Source organism: Kluyvera ascorbata, from assembly GCF_023195735.1.
In the GTDB taxonomy this organism is placed as follows: domain Bacteria; phylum Pseudomonadota; class Gammaproteobacteria; order Enterobacterales; family Enterobacteriaceae; genus Kluyvera; species Kluyvera ascorbata.
In genome coordinates this window covers 211,145-223,353 of sequence record NZ_CP096201.1, presented here as the reverse complement: position 1 = coordinate 223,353, position 12,209 = coordinate 211,145, and the positions used below count along the sequence as shown (strand labels likewise).

The 12,209-nt window shown below is 54.6% G+C and carries 10 protein-coding genes and 1 tRNA gene; 5 read left to right on the top strand and 6 right to left on the bottom strand.

Features of this window, described 5'->3' with window-relative positions:
* Window positions 1-113 precede the first annotated feature (113 nt).
* From MY052_RS01030 to MY052_RS01015, 4 genes are all read right to left on the bottom strand, one after another.
* Window positions 114-190, bottom strand: a tRNA-Pro gene (locus MY052_RS01030).
* An 80-nt stretch (window positions 191-270) separates the two neighbouring features.
* Entirely contained in the window at window positions 271-1,962 is a 1,692-nt protein-coding gene (gene eptB, locus MY052_RS01025; RefSeq protein WP_248538062.1) for a kdo(2)-lipid A phosphoethanolamine 7''-transferase, read from the bottom strand.
* A 213-nt stretch (window positions 1,963-2,175) separates the two neighbouring features.
* The gene (locus tag MY052_RS01020; RefSeq protein ID WP_035893094.1) at window positions 2,176-3,378 is read right to left on the bottom strand and encodes an L-lactate MFS transporter; all 1,203 of its coding nucleotides are present in this window, start codon (window positions 3,376-3,378) and stop codon (window positions 2,176-2,178) included.
* Window positions 3,379-3,551: 173 nt separating this feature from the next.
* On the bottom strand, window positions 3,552-4,259 hold the full coding sequence (locus tag MY052_RS01015) for an autotransporter outer membrane beta-barrel domain-containing protein (RefSeq protein ID WP_420828628.1): 708 nt from the start codon (window positions 4,257-4,259) through the stop codon (window positions 3,552-3,554).
* A 157-nt stretch (window positions 4,260-4,416) separates the two neighbouring features.
* On the opposite strand from MY052_RS01015, the gene tag reads away from it, so the two are divergent.
* Window positions 4,417-4,998, top strand: coding sequence for a DNA-3-methyladenine glycosylase I (gene tag, locus MY052_RS01010; protein WP_248538061.1), 582 nt, complete (start codon window positions 4,417-4,419; stop codon window positions 4,996-4,998).
* Window positions 4,976-5,407, top strand: coding sequence for an N-acetyltransferase (locus tag MY052_RS01005; RefSeq protein WP_035893099.1), 432 nt, complete (start codon window positions 4,976-4,978; stop codon window positions 5,405-5,407). Before tag ends, MY052_RS01005 begins: the two co-directional genes overlap by 23 nt.
* Here MY052_RS01005 and MY052_RS01000 read toward each other — a convergent pair.
* A complete protein-coding gene (locus MY052_RS01000; RefSeq protein ID WP_248538060.1) occupies window positions 5,385-7,718 on the bottom strand; it encodes a molybdopterin guanine dinucleotide-containing S/N-oxide reductase in 2,334 nt (777 codons plus the stop codon). The two genes, MY052_RS01005 and MY052_RS01000, sit on opposite strands and share 23 nt — an antisense overlap.
* Window positions 7,719-7,884: 166 nt before the next feature.
* Here MY052_RS01000 and MY052_RS00995 point away from each other — a divergent pair, with 166 nt between their 5' ends.
* A complete protein-coding gene (locus tag MY052_RS00995) occupies window positions 7,885-8,544 on the top strand; it encodes an OmpA family lipoprotein (protein WP_248538059.1) in 660 nt (219 codons plus the stop codon).
* Between the two features lie 138 nt (window positions 8,545-8,682).
* Window positions 8,683-9,657 (top strand): glyoxylate/hydroxypyruvate reductase GhrB, encoded by a 975-nt coding sequence (gene ghrB / locus MY052_RS00990; protein WP_035893104.1) that lies wholly within the window; start codon window positions 8,683-8,685, stop codon window positions 9,655-9,657.
* Window positions 9,658-9,696: 39 nt separating this feature from the next.
* Here ghrB and MY052_RS00985 read toward each other — a convergent pair whose 3' ends face one another.
* Window positions 9,697-10,407 carry a DUF3053 domain-containing protein gene (locus MY052_RS00985; RefSeq protein ID WP_035893105.1) on the bottom strand — a complete coding sequence of 237 codons (711 nt, stop codon included), beginning with the start codon at window positions 10,405-10,407 and terminating at the stop codon, window positions 9,697-9,699.
* Between the two features lie 419 nt (window positions 10,408-10,826).
* Between MY052_RS00985 and MY052_RS00980 the strand changes: the two genes are divergently transcribed.
* A complete protein-coding gene (locus MY052_RS00980) occupies window positions 10,827-12,200 on the top strand; it encodes an MFS transporter (protein ID WP_248538058.1) in 1,374 nt (457 codons plus the stop codon).
* The last annotated feature ends 9 nt before the right edge of the window (window positions 12,201-12,209 follow it).

Below are 12,209 nucleotides of genomic sequence, written 5' to 3'. Positions count from 1 at the left end.
CGGTGCATCCAAAATTTCAGTATCCATCTCAAAACGTATAATACATCATGTTCTCGGAGAGGAAGATTTGCTATAAACGCAAAAAGCCTGCTTATTCAGCAGGCTTTCCAATCTGGTCGGTGATAGAGGATTTGAACCTCCGACCCCTTCGTCCCGAACGAAGTGCGCTACCAGGCTGCGCCAATCACCGTACGCAGCAGATCTTACTGCTGCGTTTTTGGGTCGTCAATCCCTTATTAAACCCATGCCTTTTGTTCGGTGAAGAACTCATCACTGCGCCGTTTTCTTGCTTTCAGGCACGTGGCACCAGTTGTTGAATTCATTAATACCGCCATCTGGCGAGGTATAACCCAGACAACCCATAATCGTGTCGTACAGCTCCACGTGACGCTTCGGCTGCTTCATCTCCGCCTGCTGTTGCAGGTAAGCAAACGACTTCGCGTGGTCCGGATTCTGCAGATATTTATCCGACATCCAGACCATCATCGGCACGCGGAACTGCTCTGGCGGCGCCATCATACGCGGCGTACCGTGCAAACGCTCATGCTCGTTAATCGACTCACCGTGGTCCGCGGCAAAGAAGACAATCGCCTTCTTATCGCGCAGTTGATCGAACACGTTCACCAGGAAGTGATCGACATAAGTAATGGAGTTGTCGTAGGAGTTAATCAGCTCCGCCTTACTGCACTTATCGTCCACATTCACACATTCAGGCTTCCACTGCGCAAAATTGCGCGGGTAGCGCTGGGTGTAGTTAAAGTGCGAGCCTTTGGTATGCATGATAATAAGATGCTTACCTTTATCGCTCTGACGCGTCAGCACGTTTTGCAGCTCATCGGCCAGCAGCATGTCGTCCACGCTCTTACCCCGGTTACGCGGCTCTGCGCCAATCTGCTCACGATAGGCGATGTTGTTCGCCATCGTATTGCTGTAGAACCACAGCTCGCTCTGCATCGCCAGTAGATCGCCGGTAAAGCCCAACTGATGCAGCACCGCAAAGACGTTCTGCTCTTTCAGCGTACGCTGCGGGTTATCGCTTGCGCCGCCCTGGCGGACAAACATACAGCGCAGCGAAAGCTTAGTCGCGGTATCGCAGGAGTAGCCGCGGAACGCGACCAGATTCTTCTCTTTTGCCAGCCCCGGCGTGGTATTCCGCTCGTAGCCGAACAGGCCCATGTGATCCCAGCGCGTCGTTTCGCCGATGATAAACACCATGTAGGTGTCATCGATATCCTTTGGTGCTACATAGGTGAATTTCTTCGACGGGTCGAATAGCTCGCGGGTATCCGTTGATTCATCAATCTGTGTCCAGCCATAAAGACCCAGTGCCGCTACCCAGTTACTCGGCAGATAAGAGTTCGCCAGAACGCCGCCATAGCTCGGCAGATCCACCTGCGACAGCCGCTCGGTCTCCTTCAGATGGATCTCCATCAGACGAATTGGTCCCCAGACCAACAGCGCTGACAGCAGCACCACTGCGATGCCGCGAATGCGGTGCCCCGGCGTACGCAGCTGATAAAGCAGCGTATCACGTGCCTGGTTAATCCAGATAAACGCCAGCGGTACGATGCTGGTTAGTACCAGCCAACTGATAAAGTGCCAGCCCACCACCTCTTTCGACAGATCGACATCCGTGGTCATGACCGAAGCCACAATGCCATAGCCAATCACCACGTTTAGATTGGTCATGTAATAGCTGGCACCGGCAGAAATCAGCACCACCAGCGTTGCCAGCACCTTCCACAACCGGCGCCCACCAAGAGAGAGCACACGGAATAAGAAGAAACTCACCAGCAGCGTACCGACCAGCTCAATAACAATGAACAGACCTTTCTCGAAACTGAAGTCCTGCAGATACCCCTCAAACCGACGGGACAATACGGAGAAATTCATAAACCAGCCGATGTAGACCGCCAGCAGGAGACTCAGCGTCTGCTGGGACATCGCTTTTATATATCGCATTCAAAAAAAACCAGAAAAAAGGGAAACAGAAAAACTGGTGCCAAATCACACTATTTATGGACCAATTAATATAAGCGTCATGCCAATACAGGCATCACATGCAAGCGCGGTAAGTAGACAACAAGAAAGGGGAAAAGTATGCGGTGAGAATGTGATCTGACCAAATATTTACAATATATTTGGTCAGAATCGACTTAGGAGGAAAGGTAATAATTAAGCGTGAGCTTCCTGCATAATTTCTGTTTTTGGCTGGCGAATCGTTGTAGACAGTGCCAGAGAGAGAATCAGCAGGGCGAAGATGACGCAGAAAGTGATGTAGAACCCACCGAACATCGATGCAATCAGGGAACCACAGATGCTGCCGATACCGAAGCCAAGGTAAATCACACCGTAGTTTTTCGCCAGATTGTTCAGACCGAAGAATTCACTGACCAGCGATGGGAAGACGGTGATGGTACCACCGAAGTTAAAGGCGACGCAGGCAATAGCCGCAAAGAAGGTCACTTCATTCAGCGGCGCGAACAGCAGCGCTGCCATCCCCACCAGAGAGATAACCTGACCAATGGTGATAACGCGGATACGGGCAATTTTGTCAGACAGAATACCCAGCACCAGACGACCACTCAGGTTAGCAATGGAGATAACCGTTACCGCGTTCGCGGCAGTGGCCAGATCCAGATGCACCATACCCTGAGCAATATCTTTTGCGACACCGATGACGTACAGGCCGCTCATACAGGCGGTCAGGAACATCACTGCCAGCATCCAGTACTGCGGTTTGCGCATGGATTCTGCCAGCGTGAAATCATTCGCCACAACGCCGTTGGTGGTGCTCACAGGCTGATTCGGTGCGTCTTTCATCAGCATAGAACCGAAGACAATCATCACCAGTACGATAGCGCCCCAGATCATAAAGGTTTTTTCCAGCCCAACGGTTGCCAGCAGCTGGCTATCGATGAATTTGAAACCCAGGCTACCTAAACCATATGAACCGATGGAGAATGCAGAAATCAGGCCTTTACGCTCCGGGAACCACTTCACGCAGTTGGAAAGCGTCAGTAAATAACCCGCACCGTCCGCCAGGCCGACAATCACGCCAGCGCTCAGCCACAGCATCATCAGATTGTTAGCGTGTGCGGTCAGGAAGAAGCCGATACCCAGCAGGATCCCAGACGCCATGGTGACGCGTTTAACGCCAAAGCGTTCCTGCAATTTACCGGCAACGGAAGAAGAAAGTGCCAGGCCCAGACTTAACAGACCAAAGGAGAACGCCACCTGACTAACGGATGCATCCAGCTTGGTGGACAATGCGCTATTGAACAGGCTCCAGGTATAAACAGAACCTAATGCGAATTGAGTAATGATGGTGCCGAACAATGTCAGCCAGCGGGTATGATTTTTAGTTGCAGCGTTCATGATGATGATGCCTTCTTAAATTAACTGCTGCCAACGATAACGAAGTTAGCATTTTCGCGGGTTTTAAAAGGCATGAACTGCATTCAGGGCGGAATGAAATGCATCAGCGGCGGCATGAATGGCATTGCCAAATCATCACCTGCCGCTGGGTTTCGTCAGATAAACATCGTAGATCAGAAGCGCGCGCTCACGCCCATCATGTAGGAGTAGTTCGTTCCGGCAGACATGTTATCGGCCTGAGAAAGTGAGGCATAGGCAGCCAGATGTGAATTAAGCAACATATCTGCCCCCAAAGTCACATCAACCCAATTGCCGTCCTGAGCCGAGGTTGGCGTGCGGTTTAGTCCGGACTGCGCCTTCCACTGGTTCTCACCGAACTGCTGGTTGTAGCTTACCTGTGCCCAAGGGCGGATCCCTTGCCACGGATGTGAATCAACGCGCCAGCCCAGCGTGCTTACGCTCGCATGCCACAGCGCATCGCTTGGCGAAACGCTATTCACCGTGTCGCCAAATTCGTTCCACATAAAGCCCGGCGAGCCGTCGTAGTGCCAGGTGGCGACAGGTCCCATGGTCATACTTTCCGTCAACGGAAAATTCCAGCCGATGCTCATGGTTTTGGTGGTGTCCTGCAGGCTGTTATCCGGGAGGCTCGTATTAAGCCCGGCGCCCGCTTGCAACGCATCAATACGCTCTGCAAGAATGTCATCGTAGCGCGGTTGGTGATCGCTATCCCATGTATAGCGCTCGGTAGTATTACTTTGCGCATCAGACACGATATATTCCTGTTGCCAGGCATTCGCATGTGGGGAAAGTAACATCCACGCGTAACACGATGCCGGCACGACACATCGCCAGAAGCCAGTGCATTTCTTATTATTCATTAATTGACTCCACTAAAGAGCCAGATTCGGCAATTATTGTTATGTTTTTAGGGAAAAAATTCCCTGTATTAACTATTACTGTTTTCTTATCAGCGTCAAGCGAAGTGCAGGGTTTTATTGCCAGGCGTGACCCATCAACAAAAACAGGGAGAATCAAATGCAACGCTGCGGTTGGGTAAGTCAGGATCCACTTTACATCGCGTATCACGATACCGAATGGGGCGTCCCCCAAAGAAATAACCAGGCTCTGTTTGAGATGATCTGTCTCGAGGGTCAACAAGCAGGGCTTTCCTGGATAACCGTGCTGAAAAAACGCGAAAATTATCGCCATGCCTTTCATCACTTCGATCCGGTTAAGGTCGCGGCGATGAGCGAAGACGACGTTGAGCGACTGGTACTGGACGCCGGTATCATCCGTCACCGGGGTAAAATTCAGGCCATTATCGGTAACGCCCGCGCGTTTCTGGCAATGGAGGCCAACGGCGAATCGTTTAACGATTTTGTCTGGTCGTTTGTCGATGGCGCGCCTATTGTTACCCAGGCAGCCTCGCTCGGGGAAATTCCTACCTCTACACCCGCGTCAGACGCATTATCTAAAGCGCTGAAAAAACGCGGTTTTAAGTTCGTTGGCACCACAATTTGTTATTCCTTCATGCAGGCCTGTGGGCTGGTCAATGACCACGTCACCCACTGCTTCTGCTATCCAGGAGTTCAGCATGATAAGAAAATGGAACACTAACCAGTTCGAGCCGTTGCTGGGGCTCTGGCTGGAAAGCACCACCTATGCGCATCCGTTTATCGCCGAGCAATACTGGCAAGAGAGCCTGCCCATCGTGCGCGACACCTACCTCCCCGCCGCCGAAACCTGGGTCTGGGAGGACGAACAACGGCTACAGGGCTTTGTCAGCGTGATTGACACGCGCTTCGTTGGCGCGCTGTTTGTCGCCCCGAATCAGCTTCATCAGGGGATTGGCAGTGCGCTGCTCAGCATGGCGAAGCAGCATTTTTCCGACCTCAGCCTGGAGGTCTACCAGAAGAACTGCCGGGCGGTGAATTTCTACCACGCGCAGGGTTTTCGTATTGAAGACAGCGCGTGGCAGGACGAGACCCGGCATCCTACCTGGATTATGCGTTGGCAGGCGGATTAAACGCCGTTAGCGTTAGCGACGGGCCGGTGTATTTTTCAATCCAGGCCAGCGCCGTGTTTCCCGCACACCCGTTCCCCAGCCGCGAGCTGGGGATATCTTTGGTCAGCACATTCACCGCCCCATTTTTGCAGATACCGTTCGCCTCGAGGTCTAAATCTGGCCACGCCCCTTCGTGCAGACAGATAACGCCGGGCTTGATGTCTTCGCTCACCACCGCTCCCGCCAACACCTGCCCACGATGGTTCCAGACCCGCACCAGATCGCCATCCTGAATCTGCCGCGCCTTCGCATCCTGCGGATGCTGCGTTAACGGCTCACGCCCGGCGACCGCATAGCGTTCACGCAGCGTCGTATGGTTGAGCTGGCTGTGCAGGCGATGCGCGGGATGGGCAGAAAGCAGTTGAAGCTGTTCCGGCTCCGCGTTACCGTGCCATTCATCAGGCTCCAGCCACATCGGGTGCGGCGGACAGTCGGGATACTGGAAGCTGGCAATACGCTCAGAGTAAATCTCAATTTTGCCACTCGGCGTGCTTAACGGGTTCGCCTGTGGATCGGCGCGAAACGCGCCAAATCGGACAAAAGCGGCGTTCTGTTCACTCTCCGGCATCTCAATCAGTTCGTTGGCCTGCCAGAACTCGGCAAACGGCGGCAGCGTCACCTGCTGGCTGGCCCCGCGTTGCCCGGCAATGTGGTAGAAGGCTTCCAGCCACTGGAGATCGCTCTTCTCCTCCGTAAAGCGCGCCCGCCCACCTGTTTCCCAGCGTTCGCTGAGATCAGCAAACACCTCAAAATCATCGCGTGCTTCATCACGCGGCATCACCACCCGCTTCATCGGCACCAGATGCTGGTTACTGTAATCACCGGTCATGGTGAGGTCATTACGTTCAAACGAGGTCGTGGCCGGCAACACGATATCGGCGTGACGCGCCGCTGCCGTCCAGTTGCATTCGGAAATGACCACCAGCTCCGGTTTTTGCCAGGCGCGAATCAGCCGGTTGGTGTCCTGATGATGGGTAAAGTTAGCGCCACCCGCCCACCAGACAAAACGAATATCCGGGAAGTGTCGATCCAGCCCGTTATGCTGGTACGGTGCGCCGGGGTTTTCCAGCGCCTCGACGATACGCGCTACCGGGATTTTATCAACGGCATCAACGCCGCCTTTCACCGTGCCCTGCATCGAGGCCAGCACCGCCGCACGACGCGTCGGGTTACCGCCGTTCGCGAAGTGATAAGAGAGGCCAAAGCCGCCGCCCGGCGTACCAATCTGCCCCAGCATGGCGGCGAGCGTCACCAGCATCCAGTGTTTCTGTTCGCCAAACTGCTGGCGCTGCATCCCCCAGCCGGACATCAGCATGGTGGTATTTTTATGGAATATCTCTGCCAATTCGCGGATTTTATCTGCACTAATACCGCAAATCGTCGCAGCCCACTCGGCGGATTTTTCCTCACCGTCTTCTTTACCCAGCAGATAATCAGCAAAAATCGGAAACCCGGTGGTATAGCGCGATAAAAAGTCCGCATCGTGCCAATTATTCACCAAAAGCGTATGGGCGATGCCCAGCATCAGCGCCACATCCGTGCCCATATGTGGCGCTATCCACTCCATCGACTCACCGAAAAACGCGACGGTTTCCGATCGCATCGGATCGATACAGATCAGGCGTTTACCGCTTTTCCGCAGCTGTTCAAAATAGGGCAGCCCCTGCTCATCGGAAGCGTTCCAGGCAATTTTCAGCGTATTCATCGGGTTGGCGCTCCACAGCACCACCACGTCAGTATGCTCCAGCACCATCGGCCAGCTGGTCTGCTGCTGGTAGACCTCATTGCCACCCACCACGTGCGGCATGATGGCCTGCGCCGCGCCGGTAGAATAATCGCCCAGATGCCCGGTGTAGCCGCCTGCCAGGCTCATGTAACGCTGGAGCAGCGTCGCCGCCTTATGCAGCACGCCGTTAGAGCGCCAACCGTAGGAGCCCGCAAAAATCGACGACGGCCCGTAGCTTTCGCGAATGCGGCGGTGCTGCCTATCTATCAGCGTCAGCGCCTCATCCCAGCTCACTCGCACAAATTCATCCTGCCCGCGAATGCCCTGTGGGCGACTCGGTGAAGCCAGAAATCCTTTACGCACCATCGGGTAACGCACCCGCGTTTTACTGTGTACCTGATCGCGCACCACGCTCTGCAACGAGTTATCGAACGACGTTTTCAGCGCACCGCGCGAAGAGAGCACGCGCTCGCCATCGGTTTCAACCAGCATAGGGCCCCAATGGGCAGCGGTCAGGATAGTTTTCGTGGTCGGTGAGTGTGGCAAAGCGTGCTCCTGGATAGCTGATGCAGGTGATTCGGCGATGTTTTGTTCATCGCTCAATGTTTTTTACAAAAAGACAAAATCTCCCGGGAATTTTCCCCGGTTTTGCACGTCATAATCAACCGCCACACCTGCCGTGGCAAAGAATAAAAAGGATTAAGGAAATAAGATGAAAAAACGCATGCTCATGATTGCGGCCCTGGTTAGCGGCGCACTGGCAGTTTCTGGCTGTACCACCAACCCGTACACTGGCGAACAGGAAGCCAGCAAAACCGGCATCGGCGCAGGCCTCGGAACCTTAGTGGGCGCGGGTATCGGCGCACTGGCATCCTCTAAACACGACCGCGGCAAAGGTGCGCTGATTGGCGCCGCCGCAGGTGCAGCCGTCGGCGGTGGCGTGGGTTACTACATGGATGCCCAGGAAGCCAAGCTGCGTCAGAAAATGCAGGGAACCGGCGTGAGCGTTACGCGTAATGGCAACAACATCGTGTTGAATATGCCAAACAACGTCACCTTCGACAGCTCCTCTTCTACGCTGAAACCAGCAGGTGCCAATACCCTGACCGGCGTGGCAATGGTGCTGAAAGAGTACGAAAAAACCGCCGTGAACATGGTCGGCTATACCGACAGCACCGGCAGCCAGCAGTTGAACATGACGCTGTCCCAGCAGCGCGCTGACTCCGTAGCCAGCTCGCTTATCACTCAGGGCGTGGCCGCTGCCCGCATCCGCACTTCCGGCATGGGCCCGGCGAATCCTATCGCCAGCAACAGCACCGCCGAAGGCAAAGCGCAGAACCGTCGCGTAGAAATCACCTTAAGCCCGCAGTAACCCCTCCGCCGGACAGGGCTTGCCCCCTGCCCGGCGTTCATCCCTCCCCATTTTCTGGGCTGGTACTTTTCGCCCCGCTGTGGGATTGTTAAGCCTGCTAACGATCAACTCTTCTCTCTTCAATCCATGGAGATCCCCATGAAGCCGTCCGTTATTCTCTACAAAGCCCTGCCCGACGATTTGTTACAACGCCTGAACGACAACTTCACCGTCACCCGCGTGCCAAACCTGCACCCAGAGACCGTACAGCAGCACGCCGATGCCTTTGCGAATGCCGTTGGGCTGCTGGGTTCCAGCGAAAACGTAGATACCGCTTTGCTGGAGAACATGCCGAAGCTGCGTGCCGCTTCCACCATTTCCGTGGGCTATGACAATTTTGATGTAGATGCGCTGAACAATCGTCGCGTTCTGCTGATGCACACGCCAACCGTGCTGACTGAAACCGTAGCCGATACGTTGATGGCGCTGGTATTAAGCTCTGCTCGTCGCGTGGTTGAAGTTGCCGAGCGTGTAAAAGCAGGCGAGTGGAAACAGGGCATCGGCCCTGACTGGTTCGGCATCGATGTCCACCACAAGACGCTGGGGATAGTCGGGATGGGCCGCATTGGCATGGCACTCGCCCAGCGCGCGCACTTCGGCTTCAATATGCCAATTCTCTACAATGCACGACGCCACCATCCACAGGCGGAAGAGCGCTTTAACGCCCGCTATTGTGATTTAAATACGCTGCTGGCCGAGGCAGATTTTGTCTGCCTGATCCTGCCGCTCACCGAGGAAACCCACCATCTGTTCGGCGCAGAGCAGTTCGCACGAATGAAGTCATCCGCCATCTTCATTAACGCCGGTCGTGGCCCGGTAGTGGATGAACAGGCGCTGATTGCCGCACTGCAAAACGGCGATATCCACGCCGCGGGGCTGGACGTGTTTGAGCAAGAGCCGTTGCCGGTGGACTCGCTGTTGCTGAAGCTGCCTAACGTGGTGGCGCTGCCGCATATCGGTTCCGCGACGCATGAAACCCGCTACAACATGGCGGCCTGTGCGGTGGATAACCTGATTGATGCGCTGAAAGGGAACGTTGAGAAGAACTGCGTGAACCCGCAGGTTGCGGGGTAAAACGACGCTGCCCGACGTGATGCCGGGCAGCCATAATGCTTATTTTGTCGCGTTAACTGCCGCGGTCCACGCCTGGCTAAACGCCTGGTGCTGTGCCGCCAGCGGGCCAATCAGTGAATTATACTGACTCGCCTGCTGTGAAGTCGGGAACTGAATACCGTTCGCGACAAAGCTCACCTGAGTGCCCTGTTGCGCCACGAAATCACCGACCTGCACCAGCTGCTGGGTAAACACCTGCGCAGCGGGAATCAGCGGCTGCAGCGCATCGGACGGGCCGGTCACGACTTTGCTGTAAACCTGATCAAATACAGGCTTGAGATCATCAGCCTGTTTCAACGCAGCATGCGCGGCATCAGCCTGCATTTTCGCATTCTGCAGCTGCTGGCTCAGCACACCCAGTGAACCATTAGCCTGACGCAGCGGTTCGCGCTGGGTCATGTAATCTTGCGGTACGCGAATCGCGTTAACGCTATCGACAACCGGACGTAAACCGGCATCCATCGCCTGGCTTACCTGCTGTGAGTAGCCATAAATGACGGCATAGTCGGAAACAAACGGTCCGAACTGTTTTTTCTGGTCAGCGGTCAGCGTCGGCAGGCGTTCACCGCCACGCATTACCGTATTCTGCAGGAAATCGACGAATGCTTTACGCTGATCGCCTTCCTTATCAAAACACCCACTCAGGCTAACCACCATTAATATCGCCGCAACAGGCGCAAACCAGCGAGAGCAGGACTTTCCTGACGCCATTTTAATACTCCTTCAGCCAAAAAAAAGCGCAAACCGGCACACGCGTGCCCAACGGTGACAAGGATAGTCCAGAGCCGCGCCGCAAGATACCTTTTTCATACGTTCTCCAGCGGTTCGCGCACATTGTTAATTGATTGTTGCATACATCACATTTATCACGATGAAATCACGATAACTAAATAGACATAAGAATATGATATTCCTTTGTTTTTCACCCATCAATGCACCCACTTCGCATTGAGAGAACGATAATCGCACACTTCCTGGCCACGGTGGATTGTTGTCCTGCTGCATAAGTGATTTTATTTAATGAACGATTAACGACAAAACGTTCGATAATCGCCCAATTACCTCAATACCGGCGAGAAAGATAAGCGTTGAAAAACCACTTACTCGCACCGCTTAGCAGGAATTACCGCATGACAACACAGACAACAACGGATATTCAGGCTTTTATCAACCGCCATCCCTTCTCAAAGTACCAGTGGATGATTCTGGTGCTGTGCTTTATCACCGTCGCGCTGGACGGCTTCGATACCGCCATTATTGGCTTCATAGCATCCGATCTGGTTCAGGAATGGGGCGTACAAAAATCTGACCTTGGTCCGGTGATGAGCGCCGCGCTGGTAGGCCTTGCCGTCGGCGCGCTGACCGCAGGGCCGATGGCCGACCGCATTGGGCGCAAAAAAGTGCTGGTGCTATCGATCCTGGTCTTTGGCGGCTTCAGTCTGATTACCGCTTTTGCTACTTCGCTGACGCAGCTGACCGTTCTACGTTTCTTAACCGGGCTGGGGCTGGGTGCCGCCATGCCAAACGCCGCAACGCTCATGAGCGAGTACGCGCCGGAGCGCCGTCGCGCACTGCTGGTGAACCTGATGTTCGTTGGTTTCCCGATTGGTTCTTCGCTCGGTGGGTTTATCTCTGCATGGATGATTCCACACTACGGCTGGCAGAGCGTACTGGTGCTGGGCGGCGTCATGCCGCTGGCGTTGGCAGTCGCGTTAATTTTCATGTTGCCAGAATCGGCTCGCTATCTGGCAGTAAAAAACCGTTCTCAACAGCAGATTGCCAATATTCTGCGCCACATTGCCGCGCTGCCAGAAAACACCCGGTTTGTCCTGCAAGAGGCTGGTCAGGTCAAGGAGCAGTCAGCGCTGGGGGTTATCTTCTCGCCGCGCTACCTGGTGGGCACCATCATGCTGTGCCTGACCTACTTTATGGGTCTGCTTATCTTCTATCTGCTGACCAGCTGGCTGCCGCTGTTAATTCGTGAGACTGGCGCAACGCTGAGCCAGGCTTCCGTGATTACCGCGCTGTTCCCACTCGGCGGAGGGATTGGCGTGCTGGTATTAGGCGCGTTGATGGACAAAATCAACCCGAATAAAGTCGTTGCCGTGGGCTACCTATTAACCGGAGTCTTTGTTTGTCTGGTTGGTTTCTCAACCAGTAATCTGGTGCTGATGGGCGTCATGGTGTTTATCGCCGGGACGATTATGAACGGCGCGCAGTCATCCATGCCTGCGTTGGCCGCTGGGTTTTACCCAACGCAGGGCCGAGCAACGGGCGTAGCCTGGATGCTGGGACTAGGCCGCTTTGGGGGTATCCTCGGCGCATTTAGCGGTGCATTCCTGATGCAGGCAGAGCTCTCCTTTAAAACCATTTTCGCTCTGCTGGCCATACCCGCGGTCCTGTCGGCCATCGCGCTGATGGTGAAGTACATCGCCGGTAAAAATCAGCACAATCAAGGCGACAACGCAGCGGCAGCGTTAGCGGAATCGGCGCAAAAAGTCTGATATTTAGCC